Origin of the sequence: Thermococcus sp. CX2 (assembly GCF_012027555.1) — an archaeon.
GTDB lineage: Archaea > Methanobacteriota_B > Thermococci > Thermococcales > Thermococcaceae > Thermococcus.
Window position 1 is genome coordinate 225,156 of the sequence record NZ_SNUQ01000001.1, and the last position, 19,510, is coordinate 244,665.

General features: G+C 54.6%; 21 protein-coding genes and 1 pseudogene. 14 read left to right on the top strand and 8 right to left on the bottom strand.

Annotated elements, in window-relative coordinates; all coding sequences use genetic code 11:
• Window positions 1-35: 35 nt before the first annotated feature.
• Entirely contained in the window at window positions 36-1,082 is a 1,047-nt protein-coding gene (locus tag E3E23_RS01270) for a peptidylprolyl isomerase (RefSeq protein WP_167906529.1), read from the bottom strand.
• 116 nt (window positions 1,083-1,198) lie between these two features.
• Here E3E23_RS01270 and cysS point away from each other — a divergent pair, with 116 nt between their 5' ends.
• From cysS to E3E23_RS01285, 3 genes are all read left to right on the top strand, one after another.
• Window positions 1,199-2,629, top strand: coding sequence for a cysteine--tRNA ligase (cysS, locus tag E3E23_RS01275; protein WP_167905831.1), 1,431 nt, complete (start codon window positions 1,199-1,201; stop codon window positions 2,627-2,629).
• 90 nt (window positions 2,630-2,719) lie between these two features.
• On the top strand, window positions 2,720-3,367 hold the full coding sequence (locus tag E3E23_RS01280) for a phosphoribosyltransferase (protein ID WP_167905833.1): 648 nt from the start codon (window positions 2,720-2,722) through the stop codon (window positions 3,365-3,367).
• Window positions 3,368-3,379: 12 nt separating this feature from the next.
• On the top strand, window positions 3,380-3,703 hold the full coding sequence (locus E3E23_RS01285) for a hypothetical protein (RefSeq protein WP_167905835.1): 324 nt from the start codon (window positions 3,380-3,382) through the stop codon (window positions 3,701-3,703).
• Here E3E23_RS01285 and E3E23_RS09975 read toward each other — a convergent pair.
• Window positions 3,685-3,975, bottom strand: a complete 291-nt coding sequence (locus E3E23_RS09975) for a hypothetical protein (RefSeq protein WP_206205589.1) — start codon at window positions 3,973-3,975, stop codon at window positions 3,685-3,687. The genes E3E23_RS01285 and E3E23_RS09975 overlap by 19 nt on opposite strands.
• A 178-nt stretch (window positions 3,976-4,153) precedes the next feature.
• Here E3E23_RS09975 and E3E23_RS01295 point away from each other — a divergent pair, with 178 nt between their 5' ends.
• Entirely contained in the window at window positions 4,154-5,137 is a 984-nt protein-coding gene (locus E3E23_RS01295; RefSeq protein WP_167905837.1) for a metal ABC transporter solute-binding protein, Zn/Mn family, read from the top strand.
• A 46-nt stretch (window positions 5,138-5,183) separates the two neighbouring features.
• Here E3E23_RS01295 and E3E23_RS01300 read toward each other — a convergent pair whose 3' ends face one another.
• From E3E23_RS01300 to E3E23_RS01315, 4 genes and pseudogenes are all read right to left on the bottom strand, one after another.
• A complete protein-coding gene (locus E3E23_RS01300; RefSeq protein ID WP_167905839.1) occupies window positions 5,184-6,074 on the bottom strand; it encodes an ABC transporter permease in 891 nt (296 codons plus the stop codon).
• On the bottom strand, window positions 6,071-7,105 hold the full coding sequence (locus tag E3E23_RS01305; RefSeq protein ID WP_167905841.1) for an ABC transporter permease: 1,035 nt from the start codon (window positions 7,103-7,105) through the stop codon (window positions 6,071-6,073). Before E3E23_RS01305 ends, E3E23_RS01300 begins: the two co-directional genes overlap by 4 nt.
• Window positions 7,098-8,624 (bottom strand): ABC transporter ATP-binding protein, encoded by a 1,527-nt coding sequence (locus tag E3E23_RS01310; RefSeq protein ID WP_167905843.1) that lies wholly within the window; start codon window positions 8,622-8,624, stop codon window positions 7,098-7,100. The genes E3E23_RS01305 and E3E23_RS01310 overlap by 8 nt, the downstream gene beginning before the upstream one ends.
• Window positions 8,625-8,669: 45 nt before the next feature.
• Window positions 8,670-9,906, bottom strand: a pseudogene (locus E3E23_RS01315) (BMP family protein).
• Window positions 9,907-10,028: 122 nt separating this feature from the next.
• Here E3E23_RS01315 and E3E23_RS01320 point away from each other — a divergent pair.
• The gene (locus E3E23_RS01320) at window positions 10,029-10,478 is read left to right on the top strand and encodes a hypothetical protein (protein WP_167906530.1); all 450 of its coding nucleotides are present in this window, start codon (window positions 10,029-10,031) and stop codon (window positions 10,476-10,478) included.
• 139 nt (window positions 10,479-10,617) lie between these two features.
• Entirely contained in the window at window positions 10,618-11,523 is a 906-nt protein-coding gene (gene ftsY / locus E3E23_RS01325) for a signal recognition particle-docking protein FtsY (RefSeq protein WP_167906531.1), read from the top strand.
• Window positions 11,524-11,554: 31 nt separating this feature from the next.
• Here ftsY and E3E23_RS01330 read toward each other — a convergent pair whose 3' ends face one another.
• Entirely contained in the window at window positions 11,555-12,061 is a 507-nt protein-coding gene (locus tag E3E23_RS01330; protein ID WP_167905845.1) for a hypothetical protein, read from the bottom strand.
• 50 nt (window positions 12,062-12,111) lie between these two features.
• Window positions 12,112-12,894, bottom strand: a complete 783-nt coding sequence (surE, locus tag E3E23_RS01335) for a 5'/3'-nucleotidase SurE (protein ID WP_167905847.1) — start codon at window positions 12,892-12,894, stop codon at window positions 12,112-12,114.
• 59 nt (window positions 12,895-12,953) lie between these two features.
• Here surE and E3E23_RS01340 point away from each other — a divergent pair, with 59 nt between their 5' ends.
• From E3E23_RS01340 to E3E23_RS01375, 8 genes are all read left to right on the top strand, one after another.
• Window positions 12,954-13,928 carry an archaeosine biosynthesis radical SAM protein RaSEA gene (locus E3E23_RS01340; RefSeq protein ID WP_167905849.1) on the top strand — a complete coding sequence of 325 codons (975 nt, stop codon included), beginning with the start codon at window positions 12,954-12,956 and terminating at the stop codon, window positions 13,926-13,928.
• 150 nt (window positions 13,929-14,078) lie between these two features.
• Entirely contained in the window at window positions 14,079-14,336 is a 258-nt protein-coding gene (locus E3E23_RS01345; RefSeq protein ID WP_167905851.1) for a 2-oxoglutarate ferredoxin oxidoreductase subunit delta, read from the top strand.
• 3 nt (window positions 14,337-14,339) lie between these two features.
• Complete coding sequence (locus E3E23_RS01350; protein WP_167905852.1) at window positions 14,340-15,530, top strand: 2-oxoacid:acceptor oxidoreductase subunit alpha; 1,191 nt, start codon at window positions 14,340-14,342, stop codon at window positions 15,528-15,530.
• A complete protein-coding gene (locus E3E23_RS01355; protein ID WP_167905853.1) occupies window positions 15,530-16,384 on the top strand; it encodes a 2-oxoacid:ferredoxin oxidoreductase subunit beta in 855 nt (284 codons plus the stop codon). The genes E3E23_RS01350 and E3E23_RS01355 overlap by 1 nt, the downstream gene beginning before the upstream one ends.
• A gap of 5 nt (window positions 16,385-16,389) precedes the next feature.
• Complete coding sequence (locus E3E23_RS01360) at window positions 16,390-16,902, top strand: 2-oxoacid:ferredoxin oxidoreductase subunit gamma (protein WP_167905854.1); 513 nt, start codon at window positions 16,390-16,392, stop codon at window positions 16,900-16,902.
• Window positions 16,899-18,047 carry a 2-oxoacid:acceptor oxidoreductase subunit alpha gene (locus E3E23_RS01365; protein ID WP_167905855.1) on the top strand — a complete coding sequence of 383 codons (1,149 nt, stop codon included), beginning with the start codon at window positions 16,899-16,901 and terminating at the stop codon, window positions 18,045-18,047. The genes E3E23_RS01360 and E3E23_RS01365 overlap by 4 nt, the downstream gene beginning before the upstream one ends.
• Window positions 18,048-18,893, top strand: a complete 846-nt coding sequence (locus tag E3E23_RS01370; protein ID WP_167905856.1) for a 2-oxoacid:ferredoxin oxidoreductase subunit beta — start codon at window positions 18,048-18,050, stop codon at window positions 18,891-18,893.
• A complete protein-coding gene (locus tag E3E23_RS01375) occupies window positions 18,890-19,450 on the top strand; it encodes a 2-oxoacid:ferredoxin oxidoreductase subunit gamma (protein ID WP_167905857.1) in 561 nt (186 codons plus the stop codon). The genes E3E23_RS01370 and E3E23_RS01375 overlap by 4 nt, the downstream gene beginning before the upstream one ends.
• Window positions 19,451-19,510 lie beyond the last annotated feature (60 nt).

The window sequence follows — 19,510 nt, forward strand, 5'->3', positions numbered from 1 at the left end:
AGAAAAGTTAGGGAGAGAGAATAAAAGCTTTGGCCTCACTCGGAGACCTCTTCTTTCTTCTCATCGGTACCCTCAACCGATTCCTCGGTCTTCTTCTTGGTGGTCTTCCTCTTCCTGGTCGAGGTGCTCCTCTTCCTCGTGGTCTTGGACTTCTTGGTGCTCTTCTTTGGCTTCTTCTCGGCCTGCTCTTCTTCTGTGGTCTCTGGCTCCTCCCTGACCTCCTCCTCAGCCTCGGGAGTCTCTTCCTTCTTCTCCTCGCTTTCCTCGGCCTTCACTTCCTCAGCTTCGGTGGTCTCTTCAGCAGGCTTCTCCTCCTCGGCCTTCTCGATGAGCGGCTCGCTGACCTCTTCCTCGAGCTCGATAACCTCCTCCCCGGGCGGTTTGAGGAGCTCCTCAACGTTAGGCTTGAACTCGACCTGCTCGTAGCCTATGAACTTGAGGTCGCTCTCGAGGAGTATCTCGCCAAGAACGAGGGTGTTCTTGTCTATCTCAACGTTGCTGAAGTCGACCTTAACGTCCTTCTCGCCAACTTCGATGATGACCTTATCGGCCTCAACCATTGGGAGCCTAAGCTCAATGAGGGCCTTAACCTTCTCGATTGGGTCTTCGATCTTCTCGACAACCTCGACCTCGTAGACGAGGTGCTTGCCGGCGAACGGATGGTTGAAGTCAACCCTGACACGGCCGCTCGAGACACTTATGACCCTACCCTTGAGCTTCCTGCCGCTCTCGGTCTCAATCTCAACCTCCAAACCGGGGAACGGGTAGAGACCCTGCCTCCTGAACTGACCGAGGGTGAAGGTCTTTATGAGCTTGGGGTCGCGCCTGCCGAAGCCCTTCTCGGGCGGGAGGATTATCTCGTACTTCTTCCCGACTTCAAGCCCTTCGAGCTGCTCGTCAAGACCCTTGAGAACGTGACCGGCGCCGATGGCTATCGGAACCGGGCCGTAGATACCCTTCTCGGAGTAGATTCCTGCCTCCTTGGCGACCTCCTCGTAGGTAGTGTCGAATATCTCTCCGGTCTCCTTAACCTTCCCGGTGTAGTGGAGCCTTATGACGTCTCCCTTCTGAACCTTGACCATGAGCATTACCTCCTTTTCGTGCTCCTACCCCGATTAAGGGAGTTGGTTTTTAAGCTTTCCCACCGGGCGATAACCTAATAAAACGCCCCGGCAAAGTTCACCCGGTGGTGAGAAAGATGGCCATTAGAGTGTACAACACCCTGACGAAGCAGAAGGAGGAGTTCAAGCCCCTGAGGGAAGGGGAGGTCAGGATGTACGTCTGCGGTCCAACGGTTTACGATTATACTCATCTGGGCCACGCAAGGACGTACGTGGCTTTTGACGTCATTAGACGCTATCTCGAGCACAAGGGCTACACGGTTCTGATGGTCATGAACTTCACAGACATAGATGACAAGATAATCAAGCGCGCCAACGAGACCGGCGAAGACCCGAAGGAGCTCGCCGAGAAGTTCCTGCGCTACTTCCTTGAGGATATGAAAGCTCTAAAGGTTAAGCCGGCCGACATCTATCCGCGCGTTACGGAGCACATTCAGGACATTATAGACTTCGTGAAGAAGCTCCAGGAAAAGGGCTACGCCTACGAGGGGAGCGATGGGGTCTACTTCGAGGTCAGGAAGTTCAAGGACTATGGTAAGCTGAGCGGAATAAAGCTTGAAGAGCTGGTTAAGGGAGCAAGGGTCGAGCCCGGCGAAGGTAAGAAGAACCCCGAGGACTTCGCCCTCTGGAAGAAGGCCAAGCCCGGAGAGCCTAAGTGGGACAGCCCATGGGGCGAGGGAAGGCCAGGCTGGCACATCGAGTGCTCCACGATGAGCACGAAGTACCTCGGTGAGAGCTTCGACATCCACGGGGGCGGAAACGACCTTATCTTCCCGCACCACGAGAATGAAATCGCCCAGAGCGAGGCCTGCACAGGTCATGAGTGGGTCAAGTACTGGCTGCACACGGGCTTCGTTATGGTCAGCGGCGAAAAGATGAGCAAGAGCCTGGGCAACTTTGTAACGATTAGGGAGCTCCTCGAGAAGTACTCGCCCGAGGTCATCCGCTTCTTCGTCCTCCAGAAGCACTACCGCTCGCCACTGGACTACACAGAGGAGGGCATCCAGCATGCCAAGAACAACCTTGAGAGGCTCTACAACACGCTGGAGAACATTAGGATTGCCCTAGAGAGGGCGGAGATTTCCTTCAGGTGGGGCAGCGAAGAGTTCGAGCTCTACGAGACCATCAGGGAAGCGAGGAAGAAGTTCTACAATGCGATGGACGATGACTTTAACACGGCCGAAGCCATGAAACCAATCTTTGAAGTCTCAAATGCCGTGAACAGATACCTCACCAAAGTGGAGAATCCGAAGGAGAGCGTCCTCAGGAAGGCCATGGAGTTCTTCAGGATGGTAAGCGAGATATTCGGCATTTTTGAAGACTACTTCAAGGAGGAGAAGGCAGGGAACGAGGAGGCACTGATAGAACTCCTCATAGAGGTCAGGGCCGAACTTAGAAAACAGCGCAACTTTGCTTTAGCCGATAAAATCAGAGACGAGCTTAAAGCGCTGGGCATACAGCTCGAGGACACCCCCCAGGGGACGATTTGGAAGAGGATTAACGTTTGATTTTCTTCAATTCTTTTGCCACTTTTCCGTCAAACGGCAGAGCGTAAGGCTTAAATATTACATTACCTTCCCTCCCGTAAGGGAAATCCAATGAAGAAGTTTCCGGCTTATCTTGCTTCTTGGGACGATATAGAGAAGTGGGCGAAGGAAGGCGCATGGAAGGTTCTCGAAGAGGAGTGGAGGCCGGACGTTATAGTCGGCCTCGCGAGAGGCGGCTGGATTGCCGCTCGTTTGTACTGCGACTACCTCGGCGTCAAGGACCTCGTCAGCCTCAAGGTGGAGCACTGGGGGGTTACGGCCACTCCGGATGGCAAGGCCAGGCTCAAGTACGGCAGCAACTACGACATGAGCGGAAAGAAGGTTCTCATCGTGGACGATATCAGCGACACCGGTGAGAGCCTGACGCTGGCCAAGAACTACGTGGAGAGCCAGAAACCAGCGGAGGTCAGGGTCGCCACGCTCCTCACCATAAAGGGCTCCCGCTTCAACCCAGACTACTATGGAGAAGAAATCGATTGGGCCTGGATAGTCTTCCCCTGGAACTTCGTGGAGGACATGATAAACCTCGTTAACAACCTCTTCGAGGAGAAGGAAGCGCTGACCACCGACGAAATCGTCGAGCTCTTCAGGGAGCTCCACGGCATTGACGTCCCGAAGGGCAAGCTCGAAGAGGCACTCCGCATGGCTGAGCGCAGGAAGGTTTTTAAGTTCCGCGAGGGAGCCTGGCGCAAAGCCTGAGGAAGTGGTAACTTGGACAGGAAAAAAACCGTCGAGGAAATCAGGAACCACAGCGTCTACGCCAGGGAAATCTACGACATGCACAGCGAGAGCATCAACAAGGCAATAGATAACTACGAGCAGCTCAAGGAAGACTACTTGAACGATCATTCGCGGGCAAGAATAGTCCGCATAGTCATTAACGAGGACAACGGCCTTCCCTTAGCTCTGGAGTTCAACAGGAAGGACGACAGCTTCAAGGGATTCACCATAGCCATCGGCAAGCCCCACATCAGAAGCGGAGACAATGGCGGGAAAAAGAGGGAAGAAAAGACTCCTCAAGAGGCTTCCAGCTGAACGTAGAACCCCATCTCTATCTCTTTTCCATTGAGTACTTCGTAGCTGCTGAGGTAGTAGGTTGGATTCTTGTAGAGCCTCGTGCCGTAGCGGTCTGCTCCGGCTATCCATACGATGTAGCTCTCAGGGTTGAGCGGGTTCCTGATGGCCATTATCACCGATGCGTTGAGGTAGTTGGCGTTCCAGCCCTCAAGGACCGGATATGCATCGTTCTCCTGGAGTATGAAGGAGGCAATCTCCAGTCCCAGTGCTCCGACCTTTCCAAAACCCACTCGTCCCCGTGTTTCTCCGAGTCGGAAAAGGGCACACCCTGCCCATCAGAGCATCTTCGGGGTCGCTCATTGGCGATTGAGAGTGTTGGCAAAGAAGTTCGGGCACAGCGCACTGGACAGGTTGCCCCTGAAGAAAGCTTTAAAGCTGGGGGCCTTAGGTCTTTTAGGGTGACCGAAAATGAAGGCGAGAGCGATACTGATGGCCTTCCTTCTGCTCAGCGCGTTCATTCCATTCACGAGTGCAGCCGAGGAAAAGCCCCTTGTGGTGACGAGCATAGCGCCGCTGGCGGCGATAATTCAGGACGCCTTTGGCGATTCCGTGAGGGTGGAGTACATAATCCCCCTCGGGGCAGACCCGCACGAGTACCAACTGACAGCTAGTCAGATAGAACTCCTCCAGAGGGCGGACGTAATCGTGACAACCGGCGGTCATTTGCCAGTTGAGAAAAAGATAGCCGAGCTGAAGGCCGAAGGGACAATAACCGGCGAGGCTCTCTTCATAGACGATTACAAGGCCAATGGCTTTCGCTATCTAAAAGAGCATTGGTACAACGAGAAGGACAACCCCCATGGGATATGGCTTGACCCCTACAATGCCCTAGCGATTGCCCAGGCGACAGAAAAAGCCCTGGAAAAAGCCGATCCCCACAACGCCGAGCTTTACAGGAAGGGCTTTGAAGGCTTCAATGAGAGAGTCACAACCATCGTAGAATCCTACAGGGCCATCGTGACGGAAAACCTCACCGCAGTCATCCAGATGCCCTCCAACCAGTACGCCATAGAGTGGCTTGGAATAACGGCGGTAGCCTCGATAAAGCCGGAGGAGGAAGTTCCAGCCTTGGGTGTCGATGAGCTAGTTGGGAAGGCCGCCGAGGCAGACCTAATCGTCTACGGCCACGAGAGCCCGGAGCAGTTAACAGACGCAGCCAAGGAGTTGGCCTCGAAGAGCGGAAAGCCTCTGGCAGGGATAACCGTCTTCTGGAAGGACAGGCCCTATACGGAGGTGCTCATAGAGAACAGCGCCGCCGTCGTGAAGGCCCTCGAAGAGACACCCCAAGAAGACGTTCCAGCAACTAAGACGGACATTACCCAGTACGTTTTCATCTCCCTCATCGTCGGACTCGTCCTCGGAACGGCCCTGGGGGTCATCCTTAAGAAGTAGCTTTCTTTTTACACCATCAAAAAGCTAAAGAAAAAAGCAGGGGGAATCACTCCCTCTTGTAGGGCCTGCCGTCCCACTTCGGCGGCCTGACCTTTCCGATGACTCCTGCAACTATTATCAGAGTCATCACATAGGGCAGCATCTGGACGAACTGCCACGGAACCACTTGGCTCGACTGGACCCATATGGCTACCGTGTCAAAGAATCCGAAGAGGAATCCTCCGAGGAGCGCCACTAGTGGGTTCCATCCGCTGAAGACCATATTGGCGAGGGCAATGAAACCCCTACCTGCGGCCACGTTCTTCGTAACCGCTCCCACCCAGTCTATGCTGATGTAAACGCCGGCCAGTCCAGCTAGAGCGCTTCCGTAAACGGCGGCCCAGAAGCGGTATTTCTCGACGCTCAGGCCTATTGCGTCTGCCGCCTCTGGGTTTTCACCCATAGCCCTTATCCTCAATCCGAGCGGCGTCTTGAAGAGCACCCAGTAGGTGGCGAAGGTTATGAGGAGGGTCACTATTATCATCGGGCTCAAGTCGCCGTAGGGGGTGTTCCAGTGTGGCACCCTAACGGCTACCTGGTGCTGTCCGGCCGTTCCCCAGTAGGCCATTATACCGAAGGGCACCAGACCCATGGCGAGGAGGTTTATGCCTATACCTGGGATGATGTGGTCGCCCTTTAGGTAAACCGTGATGACGCCATGGAGCATTCCAAGGAGGGCCCCAACGAACATTCCCCCAAGAAGGCCGACGACCCAGTTCCCGCTTGCCTCCGCTATTATCGAGCCGAAAAAGGCGCTTATCATAATGATTCCTTCGTAGCCGATGTTGACTATTCCAGCGCGCTCGCTGACGACGGCACCTACGCTCGTGAGGACTATGGGCACCATGGCCATGAGCGAGGTTACAAGGATGGGGATTATTGATGACTCAAGGCTCATTTCTTCCCCCTCCCCACCATTTTGAATATGTCAAGCAGGCCCGGTATGGCCACGGCTATGACAATTATACCCTGGATGACGTAGACTATCTCGAGGGGAACCCTTGCTCCTATCTGCATCATGGTCGTTCCAGCGCGGAGCATGCCGAAGAATATCGCCGCAAAGATAATGCCTAGTGGGTGGTTCCTGCCGACGAGGGCGACGCCTATTCCATCGAAACCATAGCCGTAGATGTTGGCCATTCCCTGGCTTATGGCATAAGTTGGAGGCCTTCCCATGATCTCAACAGCCCCAGCGAGGCCGCTCGCAAATCCACCTATGACGAATGACCAGATGATGGCCTTCTTCGGATTTATACCGCCGTACTCAGCTCCCTTCGGGTTCATACCGCTGGCCCTCATGCCGAAACCCAGCTCCGTGTGCCAGAGGATGTAGTAGGCGATGATGGAAGCGATGATGGCAAGTATTATGCCTATTGAGAGGTTTGACTCTCCGATGAGCGGGAGCCTCGCGCTTTCAGGGACGAGAATGGTCTTGTTGGGGTCGCTGGGGTTGGCGTATGGGCCCGTAACGAGGTACAGCACACCGTACCAGGCAATCCAGTTGAGCATGATGGTCGAGATGACCTCATGCACTCCCCTGTAGACCTTGAGGAACGCTGCTGGCAATCCCCAGAGCGCTCCAACGAGCATGCCCATGAGGAGCCCGAAGAAGACGTTGCCGTAGATGTTGGTGAAGATTATCGCCGCTATCGCACCGAAGTAGACCGAACCCTCTGCACCGATGTTGAAGATTCCCGTCCTGGCGCTTATGGCGAAGGTCAGGGCGGTGAGCATTATTGGGGTGGCATAGCTAAGGGTTGATGCTATTCCTGATATGGAGCCGAGCGAACCTTTGAATAGCCAGTAGTATGCTTCGTAGGGGCTGTAACCGAAGGCAGCTAGGATTATCGCGCCTATGAAGAATCCGATGAACACCGCGAGGAGGCTTTCCGCAAGGGGTCTCAGAAAGCCCTTTATAGTTTCATTCACGCTTTATCCCTCCCATCATCATTCCTATCTCTTCCTCGGTGACTTCTTCAGGCTTCACGATGCCCATGAACTCTCCCTCGTATATGACCGCCATCCTGTCGCTCAGCTGGGTCACCTCATCGAGGTCGGCCGAAACGAGCAGGACGGCCTTGTTCTCGTTCCTAAGCTTGACAAGGTAGTTCCTGATGTATTCGGTGGAGGCCACATCGACACCCCTCGTCGGCTGGGAGGCGACTATAAGAACGGGCTCCTTGCTGACCTCCCTCGCAACTATGAGCTTCTGCTGGTTTCCACCGCTGAGGCTCTTCGCAGGGGCACTTATGCCCGGAACGACGATGTCGAACTGCTCCACAAGTCTTTTCGCGTGCTCCCTGACGGCACCCCACCTAATTCTGTCGAACGGCCCCTTGAACTCCTTTCTCCACTGGAGGCCAAGGATGGTATTTTCGGCAACGCTCATATCCACGATGAGGCCCATGTTTATTCTATCCTCGGGGATGTGGGCCAGTCCCAAGTCATACAGTTCTCTTGGCGATCTTCCGGTTATGTCCTTGCCGTTTAGAATTACCTTACCCTTCTCTATCTTTCTTAATCCGGTTATTGCCTCGATAAGTTCGGTCTGGCCGTTGCCCTCAACACCGGCTATACCGAATATTTCGCCGGCGCGAACCTCGAAGGAGAGACCCTTGACGGCGTCCTCACCTCTGTCGCCCTTAACCCAGAGGTTCTCAACCCTAAGAATAGGCGCTCCCGGCTCTTTGGGGGGCTTCTCCACCCTGAGAACGACCTCCCTTCCAACCATCATCTTGGCGAGTATCTGGGGCGTTGCGTCCTTGGTGTCTATGGTTCCTATGAGCTCGCCCTTCCTGAGGACGGTAACGCGGTCAGTTATCTCGATGACCTCCTTGAGCTTGTGGCTGATGAAGATTATCGTCTTGCCCTGGCTCTTCAGCAGGTTGAGAACCCTGAACAGCTCTTTGACCTCTATCGGCGTTAGAACAGCCGTCGGCTCATCGAGGATGAGTATATCGACGTCGCGGAAGAGCATCTTGAGAATTTCAATCCTCTGCTGAACGCCAACGGGAAGCTTCTCAACGGGGACATCGAGCGGGACCTGAAAGTTCAGTTCGTCCATGAGCTTCTGGAGCTTCTCGGTGGCCTTCTCCACGTCTATCTTTGAGAACAGACTGTGGCCCTCCATTCCCAGGATTATGTTCTCGAGGGCATTAAACACCTCAACGAGAGTGAAGTGTTGATGGACTATACCGATACCCTTCTCGAGGGCATCGGCGGGACTCTTGAAGTGAACCTCCTCACCGTTTATGTAGATTTTACCCTCTGTGGGCTTTATCATTCCGGAGAGGATTTTCATTAGGGTCGTTTTTCCAGCTCCATTCTCACCCAACAGACCATGAATCTCGCCTTTTTTGACGGAAAAGTCAACGCCCTTAAGAGCTTTCGTACCGTCGGAGTACACCTTCACAATGTTTTTCATCTGGATCAGAGGCACTTCTTCCATTGCAACACCCCCTACAAAGAGAAACGAAAAAGAAGAAAAAGGTTCTCAGCCGGTCATCTCAGTCCAGTCGTTGGCGTTCCTTACCTTTTCAATACCATCCTTATCCATTGGTGCTGGGACAGTTATTTCACCGTTGATGATCTTCTGCTTGAGCTTCCTCGATGGCATCCCAGACCCAGTCGGGAACCTGCTTCCTGGTCTCCTCAAGCTTGGCGAAGAGCTGGTCCTCGCTGTCGAATCCAAGCTCCTGGAGCTTCTGCTTCTTGGTCTCCTCTGGGAGAGAGTCGAACATCTCCTTGACGTCGTCGATGGTGCTTATTCCAACACCGCTCTCCTTGAGGCCGAGCTCGACGACACCGCCCTTGAAGGTGCCCTCGACAGCTGCCTTAACCGCGGTGTAGACACCGACGTCAACGCGCTTCATCATGCTCGCTATGATGACGCCTGGCTTAATCCAGTCCTGGGCAGAGTCAACACCGATTGCAAACGGTGGACCCATGTCCTTGCCCTGGGCCCTAAGGGCCTCCTCGACGGCATCGAAGACACCGACACCGGTTCCACCGGCGACCTGGTAGATGACCCAAGCGCCCTGCTGGAGCTGGGCCTGGGCGGCAGCCTTACCCTTGGCGGCGTCGGTGAAGGTTCCGGTGTACTGGTAGATGACATCAACCTTCTTGTTGGTGCCCATCTTCTGGTTGTAGTAGTCGACACCCCAGGAGACACCGAAGCGGTAGCCGGCCTCGAACTTGTAGAGAACTGGTATCTCCATACCGAGAACAATGCCGACCTTGTCCTTACCGTCGTTGGCGGCTATCATTCCAGCCAAAGCTCCAGCAAGCGCTGAACCCTCGTTCTCCTTGAAGAGGATCATCATGACGTTGTCTGGCATCTCTGGGTCGTAGCCGTCGATGATGGCGAACTTCTGGTCTGGGTACTTGGCGGCGACCTGCTTAACAGCATCGGTCATCATGAAACCAACAGCGATAATTATCTCGTAGTCGCCCTGCTGGGCAAGGGTCTCAAGGTTCTGGAGGTAGTCGGTCTCCTTGGCGCTCTGAACCTCAACCAGCTCCAGGTTGAAGTCCTTGGCGGCCTTGGAGGCGCCGAGGTAGGCCATGTCGTTGAAGCTCAGGTCACCCCTGCCACCAACGTCATAGACGATGGCTATCTTGCCCTCATACTGAGGAGTGCTGGTTGTCTCTCCTTCACCGCTGATACAGCCGCTGGCTACGACGCTAATAGCCAGGAGGCCGATTAAAAACAGACTTAACCACTTCCTCATACTAACACCCCTGGAGTTTTCACAGTTATAACTCCGCGCGGGATATATACTTTGCGGTCAAGAGAATGCCGAAAACTTGGGAAAAAATTTTAACTGATTGGTAAAAGTTTTTTGTGATGCCTATGCTGAAGGAAATAGCTGAACTGGACTCGGGAGTGGTTTTAATAACCGGTGATGCTAAGAGACTTGCGAGAATATACCTCAATGCATGGAGTCGCAGGGGAAAGACCATACTCGTCGAGTACCTACCATTTCAGATCGATGGGGAAGTGTACATCGGCTCGCCCTACGAGGGGACAAGCTTCGATGCTTACCTTATAGTAAACCCGCTCTCACGCTCAAAGGCAGAGCGCGAAAAGCTCCACCGCTGGCTTGCTGAGAACAGAGATAAACTTATCCTGCTCTACGAAGGTAAATACGTGAAGGACTCCATAACGCGCTATGCGATTAGGGAACTCATTGATTATTTAATCGCTTACAAGCGCGAGACAGTTGGCTTTGAGAGGATAGACGTGATGCGCTTTGAGGACGGAAAAGTCGTGGAGAGCAGGACCTACGTCAGGAGGCGCTGATTTATAAACCCTCCCGCCGAATCATCAACGCCCGATGACGAGCGGTTTCGGGTCTGAGGTGTGATGACACCAGCTATCGCCGAGGGCATTTTCATAATAATTATATACGCTTGACCCCCTTGCTCATCCGGTGGTGAAGATGTTCAGGAAGCTGAAGGAGAAGTTAGGCTCATTCGTCGAGAAGGTGTCTCAAACCGAGATAAAGGAGAAAGACGTCGAAAACGCCCTCTGGGACTTGGAACTCGAGCTTCTCGAGGCCGACGTCGCCCTCGAGACCGTCGAGGCGCTCAAGGAGAAGATAAAGGAAAGGCTTGTTGGCCAGAAGGTCAAGATAGGTACCAACAAGAAGGAGCTCGTCGAAAACGCCGTCAGAGAGTCAGTCCTGGAGATTCTCACCCCTCCCAAAAGGATAGACCTGCTCGGGATGATCCGCTCCAAGGAGGAGAAGCCCTTCATCATAGCCTTCGTCGGCTTCAACGGCTCTGGAAAGACAACCACCATAGCGAAGCTCGCCCACTGGCTCAAGAAGAACGGCTTAAGCGTTGTCATCGCTGCCAGCGACACCTTCAGGGCCGGGGCCATAGAGCAGGTTGAGGAGCACGCCAAAAGGGTCGGCGTCAAAGTCATTAAGCATGACTATGGAGCGGACCCCGCGGCAGTTGCCTATGATGCAATACAGCACGCGAAGGCGAGGGGCGTTGATGTGGTTCTCATAGACACTGCCGGAAGAAACGAGCTTAACAGGAACCTGATGGACGAAATGAAGAAAATCGTCCGCGTTTCAAAACCTGACTTGGTCATCTTCGTCGGTGACAGCCTCGCTGGAAATGCCGTGGTAGAGCAGGCAAAGCAGTTCAATGAGGCGGTGAGGATAGACGGCGTCATACTCACAAAGCTCGACGCAGACGCTCGTGGCGGAGCCGCGCTCAGCATAAGCCATGCCATAGGCGCACCGATACTCTTCGTGGGAGTTGGCCAAGGCTACGAGGATCTTAAGCCCTTCAATGAGAAGTGGTTCGTGGAGAGGATTTTCGGGGAGGCCTAAGACTCCCATCCTTTTTCTCAGTGTTTCCATGTTAGACTACCACAGCGACACCCATGCGGATTAAAGCCCACAGCATGAACGCCACCACGACCGAGGTTAGTACAAGGAAGGCGATGCCAGCCTTGTTGTCCCGGTAGTAGTCTCCCATACTCCAAGCAACTGCCAAAGGGAAAAAGAACGACACGATGAGCATCAGAGTGAATGAGGACAACGAAGGGACACCAACTATCGCAGGCAGGGTCGTGATGAGTAAAGCCGAGAACGCGGTAACCATGGCGGCGGCTTTGAAGTGCTCAACCCTTCTCCATTGCCAGAGAAGCAGAAGGAGCAGGGCGGGTGTTAAAGCCAGAGCTGGAAGGATGAAGTTGGGTTTGTAGTAGAAGTTGCAGGCGGGAGGCATCAGAGACCAGCAGTGGGCACCTATGTAGTAGTCCCTGGGAAGCCAGAACAGAGAAATCTCACCAAAAAACACAATGGTGAGGGCAGGAAGGTAAACTGAGATCAGCTTGGAGGGGCCGTTCTTTGTCATAAACACCACTGCAACACATCCTGTTCTCAGGGGGACGACAAATCATTTGCACCATTCGATTATAAGCCGGATTTCAGCAGCCTCTCCACCTCTTTTAAATCCACACTTGCCGTCATGTCTATGTTTATCGGCGTCACGCTGACCTTCCTCTCCACTTTTAGGGTGTAAGCATCCGTCCCGGGCTCGAACTTCTCGCACTTTCTGCCGACTATCCAGTAGTAAGGATGCCCCCTCGGGTCGATGCGCTCCTCAATGGTTGGCCGGTACCTCCTCCTCGCGAGCCTCGTCACCTTTATCTCCGTCTCTGGGGTGGCGTCGTTCGGGACGTTCACGTTGAGCATGTCAACGCCCTCTGGAAGGCCCTTCTCAAGGACTGCCCTGGCTATTCTCCTCAGGAAGTGCGACGCAACTGAGAAGTCTATCCCCTCGCCCTCGCTGAGGGCCTTTCCCCAGTCGACCTCGAGGCTTATCGCTATGCTGGGAATCCCGTGGGTGGCGGTTTCTATGGCAGCAGAAGCCGTTCCGGAGACTGTTATCTCTGTGCTCAGGTTCTCGCCGAGGTTGATACCGCTTATCGCTAGGTCGAAGTGGGTGAACCTTGCGAGAGCAAAGATGACGCAATCAACGGGCATACCGTCTAGGCCGTAGGCAACCTTTGCCCCAGGCACGTTCACCAGCTTTGCCCTCAGCGGCCTGTGGAGGGTCATGGCCCTTCCGCTGGCGCTCCTCTGGAAGAGGGGAGCAACGACGTAGACTTCTCCAATGTCTCTGACTGCCTCGACTGCGGCCAGGAGGCCCTTCGAATATATCCCATCATCGTTCGTTATGAGTATCCTCGGCATGCTATGGACTAAGGCCTCACCTTTAAAAACCCTAACTTCGAGCGGAGTTAGGTGAGAGCATGACCTACTGGACGAGCGAGGACAACGTGGCCGGAAAGCCTGGAACGGCGCTTTTCATAATCCTTCCCACGATAGGCTGTTACAGGTTTAGGATCAACCAGGCCTGCTACATGTGCGCATATCCAACTGCGGCACCCAAGGTCAGGTGGAGCCAGGAGGCTATAGTCGACTACGTGAGGGAAGCGCTGAAGACGATAGAAGGCAAAAAGGGGCCCTTTGCGGTAAGAATGTTCACCTCTGGCTCGTTCCTCGACAACGGAGAGCTGAAGCCCGAGACAAGGAGGAGAATCTTCGAGCTTCTGGCCCAGATGGAGAACGTTGAGGAGATAGTTATCGAAAGCAGGAGCGAGCTTGTCCGCTACGACGCGGTTAAAGAGCTCGTCGACATAGTCCCCGACAAGCACTTCGAGGTAGCGATGGGCCTTGAAACGGCAAACGACGATATCGCCGATGTGAGCATAAACAAGGGCAACACCTTCGATGACTTCGTGAGGGCAGCGGAGATAACCCACGAGGCTGGCGCCAAGGTCAAGACCTACCTCCTGCTCAAGCCGATATTCCTGAGCGAGCGCGATGGGATTGAGGACGTGAAGGAGAGCATTATTCGGGCGGAGCCCTACACGGACACCTTTTCGATAAACATCACCGACATCCAGAAAGGCACGCTCTACGAGAGGCTCTGGGAGAAGAGTGAATACCGCCCGCCGTGGCTCTGGAGTGCCGTGGAGGTTCTTCTGTGGGCAAAGAGGCGTTTCCCCAACAAGAGAATCCTCAGCGACCCTGTAGGAGCGGGCTCCAAGAGAGGCCCCCACAACTGCCTGACCGACCATGACCGAAAAATTGGCAGGGCGATAAAGAAGTTCTCGGCAACGCAGGACATCAGCCACCTCGAGAAGCTTGAACCTGTGTGCAGGGAGGGGTGGAAATACATAGTTGAGGAAGGACTCCTCGACTGGCAGCTCCTCACGTGGTGAAGAGATTTCGTTTTTGAAATTCGTTTCACGCCTTCTTTTCGCCTGCCTTTTAACATCCACCGGGCTTCTTTGATGTTCAGAAATGCACATCCACGAAAGCTTTAAATGTTTACATACGTAAACGGATTTAGCAAATCGCAGGTGATAATTATGGCGGATGTCGAAATTAGCCGGGATAACTACCTCGTGATCGGGAAGACCGATGCCGTGGAAATCGATGTCGATACTTTTCTGTGCAAGGGTTGTGGGATCTGTGTTGAAATGTGCCCGAGAAAGGTCTTTGAGTGGAGTAAGGAATTGAGCGAAAAGGGCGTGCACTATCCCGTTCCGGCCGCGGCTGACAAATGTGTCAGATGCAAGCTCTGCGAGCTGCTCTGTCCCGACTTCGCCATATCAGTAAGGTGGTGACTCATGATAATCCGCGGCGATGAGCCTGAGCAAATCAGGCTCCTGAGAAAGCTTTACAAAAAAGGCAACTATTTTATGCAGGGCAATGAGGCTGTCGCTTACGGCGCCCTCTTTGCCGGCTGTCGCTTCTACGCAGGCTATCCAATCACGCCTTCGAGTGAGATAGCCGAAACGATGGCGAAGGAACTGCCGAAACTGGGGGGATACTACCTCCAGATGGAGGACGAGATAGCGAGCATTGCCGCCATGGTCGGCGCCTCATGGACTGGATTCAAAGTGATGACCGCCACAGCCGGTCCCGGATTCAGCCTCATGCAGGAAAACCTCGGCTATGCCGTGATGACCGAAACTCCGCTCGTTCTTGTCGATGTCCAGAGGAGCGGTCCATCAACTGGCCAGGCCACCAAAGGCGCTCAGGGGGACTTTTTCCAGGCTCGCTGGGGAACCCACGGCGACCATCCCATAATAGCCGTCTCACCGACGAGTGTTGAAGATTCATTCTGGGAGACGGTCAGGGCCTTCAACATAGCTGAGAAGCTAAGGACACCGGTCGTGGTTCTCTTCGATGGTATTATTGCCCACGCGAGGGAGCGGATAAGGATTCCCGATCCGGAAGAGGTCGAAGTGACCTACCGCAAGCTCCCGGCCAATGAGGAGGAAGCAAAGCTCCCCTTCGGAGACCCGCACGGCGACGGTGTCCCACCCATGCCCCTCTTCGGCCACGGCTACTTCACCCACGTTACGGGTTCAACCCACAAGGAGAACGGCCTCAGAGATGTTTACACCCCGGAAGTTCACGATAGACTCGTGAGAAGAATTCACCGGAAAATAGAGCAGAATAAGCACGTTTATGAGAAGTACGAGGAGTACTTTACGGATGATGCCGAGATACTCGTCGTCAGCTGGGGCGTTACCGCGAGGCCCTCGCTCGGAGCGGTTCTCAAGGCCAGAGAAGAAGGAATAAAGGTCGGCCTCTTCGTGCCGAAGACGGTTCACCCGTTCCCGGGAGAGCGCGTGAGAGAACTTTCCAAGAAGGTCCGTGCAATACTCGTTCCAGAGATGAACCTCGGACAGCTCATTCTCGAAGTCCAGCGCTTCGTCAACGACGACGTTCTCCTCAAGGGCGTGAACAAGATCGGCGGCGTTCCATTAACCGTTGAGGAAATCCTGCGCGAGATAAGGGGTGTTGCCTGATGGCGAAGGAGATTTATTCCACGTATCCGATGGTTAAATACCTCCGCAAGGAGGCGCTTCCCACAGCATTGTGCCCCGGCTGCGGTGGTGGAACGGTTCTCAACGCTTTTGCCAATGCCGTTGACCAGCTCAAGATAGACCCCAGGGATTTGGTGGTTGTGAGCGGTATCGGCTGCTCCGCGTGGATAGCCTCGCCCTACTTCTTGGCCGACACGCTTCACACCACCCACGGAAGGGCCATAGCCTTCGCAACTGGCGTTAAGGTCGGCCTGCCGGACAAGAAGGTCGTCGTCATAAGCGGCGACGGTGATCTAGCCAGTATAGGCGGAAACCACCTCATCCATGCCGCGAGGAGGAATATCGACATAACGGTCATCCTCGTGAACAACTTCATCTACGGAATGACCGGCGGCCAAGTTGCCCCGACGACGCCCTTTGGAGCGAGAACTACCACTTCCCCATACAGAAACATAGAGCACCCGCTCCAGATTTCCGAGACGGTGGCGGCGGCTGGAGCGAGCTATGTGGCAAGGTGGACAACCGCCCACGTTTACCAGCTCATCGAGAGCATCAAGAAGGCCCTGACCGTGAAGGGCTTCTCCCTCGTGGAGGTCATCTCCCAGTGCCCAGTCCAGTTCGGAAGAAGGAACAGGATGAAGGAACCGGCCGAGATGCTCCGCTGGTTCCTCAAGGACTCTGTGCCGATAAGTAAGGCCAGGAACATGTCGCCAGAGGAGCTTGAGGGCAAGTTCGTCATCGGGGAGCTCGTGAACCGGGAGAGACCAGAGTTCACGGAGGAGCTGAACAAGCTGATTGATGAGGTCCAGGAACATTTCGGCCTTAGGGAGGAGTGAGAGCCATGCAGATTCGTTTCGCTGGTATAGGTGGCCAGGGAGTGGTCCTGGCCGGCGTCATCCTCGGCGAGGCCGCGGCGATTGAGGGGCTTAACGTTTTGCAGACCCAGGACTACAGCTCCGCAAGCAGAGGCGGCCACAGTATAGCGGATGTCATAGTCTCGAAGGAGCCGATTTACGACCTGGTGGTCACCAAGGCGGATGTTTTGGTAGCTTTGCACCAGCTCGGCTACGACACCGTTAAGGACGAACTGAAGGAAGACGGCCTGCTGATAATCGACACTGACCTTGTGAAGCCCGATGGGGAGTACATAGGCGCGCCCTTCACCCGCCTGGCGGAGGAAAATACCGGGCTGGCTTTGACGGTCAATATGGTGGCCTTGGGTTATCTGGTTGCCAAGACGGGAGTGGTTAAGACGGAGAGCGTTGAAGAAGCCATTAGAAGGCGCGTTCCTAGGGGAACCGAGGAGATAAACCTCAAGGCCTTCAATGTTGGTTATGAGGAGGGATTGAAATGAGATACCCCTTCCCCGTTGGCAAGAGCGACTTCATCCAGGGTGATGAAGCCATAGCAAGGGCGGCCATCTTGGCGGGCTGCCGCTTTTACGCTGGCTACCCGATAACTCCCGCGAGCGAGATTTTCGAGGCGATGGCATTATACATGCCCCTCGTTGACGGCGTTTCCATACAGATGGAGGACGAGCTGGCTAGCATGGCGGCAATAATAGGGGCCTCATGGGCCGGTGCCAAGGCCATGACGGCGACTTCTGGTCCGGGATTCAGCCTCATGCAGGAGAACCTGGGATACGCGATCATGACTGAAACTCCAGTGGTTGTTGTCGACGTCCAGAGGGGAGGGCCAAGCACGGGTCAGCCGACGTTAGCTGCACAGGGGGACATAATGCAGGCCATATGGGGCACCCACGGCGACCACAGCCTTATCGTTCTCAGTCCATCGACGGTTCAAGAAGCATTCGACATGACAATAAGGGCATTCAACCTTGCCGAGAAGTACCGCACGCCCGTCGTCCTTCTCACCGACGCCGAGATTGCCCACATGCGTGAGAGGGTTTACATTCCCCTCCCCGAGGAGATTGAGATCGTTGAGAGAAAGCTTCCCGCCAACGAGGAGGAGGCCAAGTATCCCTTCGGTGACATTCACGGCGATGGCATTCCACCGATGCCGATATTCGGAAAGGGCTACCGCACCTACGTTACGGGCCTGACCCACGACGAGCGTGGAAGGCCGAAGACAGTTGATGCTGAGGTGCACGAGAGGCTCATCAAGAGGATCGTTGAAAAGCTCGAGAGAAACAAGGCCGACATCGTTTCCTACGAGACCTTTGGCATGGAAGACGCCGAGATAGCAATAGTGTCCACCGGGATAGTCGCCCGTTCCGCGATTAGGGCCGTCAAGATACTGCGCGAGAGGGGTATCAAAGCCGGCATGCTCAAGCTCAACACGATATGGCCCTTCGACTTCGACATGATTGAAGAACTCGCCGAGAGGGTCGAGAAGATATACGTGCCGGAGATGAACCTTGGACAGCTTTACCACCTCGTCAGGGAAGGTGCCAACGGGAAAGCCGAGGTCAAGCTCATAAGCAAGATAGGCGGCGAGGTTCACACGCCGATGGAGATAGTTGAGAGGGTGGTGAGCTGAATGTACCTTAAGTCCGCTTACGAGATTCGCGATAAATACCTGCGCAAGGACATGCTGCCGACCATCTTCTGCCCGGGCTGTGGAATAGGCTCGGCTTTACAGTACACGCTCAGGGCCATAGACGACCTCGGCCTCAACCCCGACGAGATAGTCTGGGTGAGCGGCATAGGCTGTTCTTCGCGTGTTCCTGGCTTTGTCAACTTCGACGGCCTGCACACGACCCACGGAAGGGCCTTAGCCTTTGCCACAGGTATAAAGCTCGCAAATCCCGACCTCAAGATAATTGCATTCATGGGAGACGGCGATGCGGCGGCTATCGGAGGAAACCACTTCATCCACGCCATAAGGAGAAACCTCGACATCACCGTGATACTAATCAACAACTTCACCTACGGGATGACCGGCGGTCAAGTGGCTCCAACTGCTCTGAAGGGCCTCCGCGGAACCACCGCGCCATACGGTCAGTTTGAGAACCCCTTTGATATAGCAGATCTTGCCGTTTCAGCCGGTGCCAACTACGTGGCCAGGTGGAGCGTCTTCAACTACCTCCAGGGAATCAACAGCATCAAGAAGGCACTCCAGAAGGAGGGCTTCACCTTAGTGGAGTTCCTCTCACCGTGTCCGATAAGCTTCGGAAGGAGGAACAGGATGAAGACGGCCCCAGAATTGCTCAGGTGGTACCAGAGGATAACCGTGCCGATAAGCAAGGCCAAGAACATGTCACCAGAGGAGCTTGAAGGCAAGATAGTCATCGGCGAGTTCGTGGACAGGGATAGGCCCGGTCTGATTAGGGAGTACGAGGAGTACAAGAAGAGGGCCAAGAGAATGATGGGGTGGGAAGAATGAGGACAGAAGTCCTTTTCAGCGGGTTTGGAGGTCAGGGTGTCATATTGGCCAGCGTCATCCTTGGAAGAGCCGCGGCCGTTTACGGGAACCTCTACGCGGTGCAGACCCAGGCATATGGACCGGAGTCAAGGGGGGGCGCGAGCAAAGCTGAGGTAGTCATAAGCGACGAGCCGATTGATTACCCAAAGACGCTTCACCCCGATTACGCGGTCTTCTTCTCCCAGGAGGCCTACAACAAGTACCTGAAAACCGTTAAGGAGGGTGCCGTTGTAATAGTCGAGAGCGAGCTCGTGCCGCACAGAGATGAAGAGTTCGAGAAAAAGCTGAAGGTTTACGCCTACCCACTGACTAAGATAGCCGAAGAAACTACCGGTCTCAGCCTTACCATGAACATTCTCACCCTTGGCCTGCTGGTCGCTTTGACCGACGTCGTGAGCAGGGAGGCTATAGAAAAGGCCGTTCTCGATGCGGTTCCGAAGGGCACGGAGGAAATCAACCTCAAAGCACTCCATAGAGGCTTCGAGCTCGGCGAGAAGGCTAAAAAAGGCGAGCTTTGAGCCCGTCTTTTCTCCCCCATTTTCCCAAAAATCTTATCAATCCGGCCGGAGAGTGGAGTC

What these genes read in the sequence shown, in the direction of transcription:
- E3E23_RS01375 (WP_167905857.1), top strand. Translation starts at nt 18,890, where the DNA reads ATGAGGACAGAAGTCCTTTTCAGCGGGTTTGGAGGTCAGGGTGTCATA.
- E3E23_RS01320 (WP_167906530.1), top strand. Translation starts at nt 10,029, where the DNA reads ATGCTGAAGGAAATAGCTGAACTGGACTCGGGAGTGGTTTTAATAACC.
- E3E23_RS01280 (WP_167905833.1), top strand. Translation starts at nt 2,720, where the DNA reads ATGAAGAAGTTTCCGGCTTATCTTGCTTCTTGGGACGATATAGAGAAG.
- E3E23_RS01365 (WP_167905855.1), top strand. Translation starts at nt 16,899, where the DNA reads ATGAGATACCCCTTCCCCGTTGGCAAGAGCGACTTCATCCAGGGTGAT.
- cysS (WP_167905831.1), top strand. Translation starts at nt 1,199, where the DNA reads ATGGCCATTAGAGTGTACAACACCCTGACGAAGCAGAAGGAGGAGTTC.
- E3E23_RS01360 (WP_167905854.1), top strand. Translation starts at nt 16,390, where the DNA reads ATGCAGATTCGTTTCGCTGGTATAGGTGGCCAGGGAGTGGTCCTGGCC.
- E3E23_RS01270 (WP_167906529.1), bottom strand. Translation starts at nt 1,082, where the DNA reads ATGGTCAAGGTTCAGAAGGGAGACGTCATAAGGCTCCACTACACCGGG.
- ftsY (WP_167906531.1), top strand. Translation starts at nt 10,618, where the DNA reads ATGTTCAGGAAGCTGAAGGAGAAGTTAGGCTCATTCGTCGAGAAGGTG.
- E3E23_RS01345 (WP_167905851.1), top strand. Translation starts at nt 14,079, where the DNA reads ATGGCGGATGTCGAAATTAGCCGGGATAACTACCTCGTGATCGGGAAG.
- E3E23_RS01310 (WP_167905843.1), bottom strand. Translation starts at nt 8,624, where the DNA reads ATGGAAGAAGTGCCTCTGATCCAGATGAAAAACATTGTGAAGGTGTAC.
- E3E23_RS01340 (WP_167905849.1), top strand. Translation starts at nt 12,954, where the DNA reads ATGACCTACTGGACGAGCGAGGACAACGTGGCCGGAAAGCCTGGAACG.
- E3E23_RS01355 (WP_167905853.1), top strand. Translation starts at nt 15,530, where the DNA reads ATGGCGAAGGAGATTTATTCCACGTATCCGATGGTTAAATACCTCCGC.
- E3E23_RS01300 (WP_167905839.1), bottom strand. Translation starts at nt 6,074, where the DNA reads ATGAGCCTTGAGTCATCAATAATCCCCATCCTTGTAACCTCGCTCATG.
- E3E23_RS01370 (WP_167905856.1), top strand. Translation starts at nt 18,048, where the DNA reads ATGTACCTTAAGTCCGCTTACGAGATTCGCGATAAATACCTGCGCAAG.
- E3E23_RS01350 (WP_167905852.1), top strand. Translation starts at nt 14,340, where the DNA reads ATGATAATCCGCGGCGATGAGCCTGAGCAAATCAGGCTCCTGAGAAAG.
- E3E23_RS01295 (WP_167905837.1), top strand. Translation starts at nt 4,154, where the DNA reads ATGAAGGCGAGAGCGATACTGATGGCCTTCCTTCTGCTCAGCGCGTTC.
- surE (WP_167905847.1), bottom strand. Translation starts at nt 12,894, where the DNA reads ATGCCGAGGATACTCATAACGAACGATGATGGGATATATTCGAAGGGC.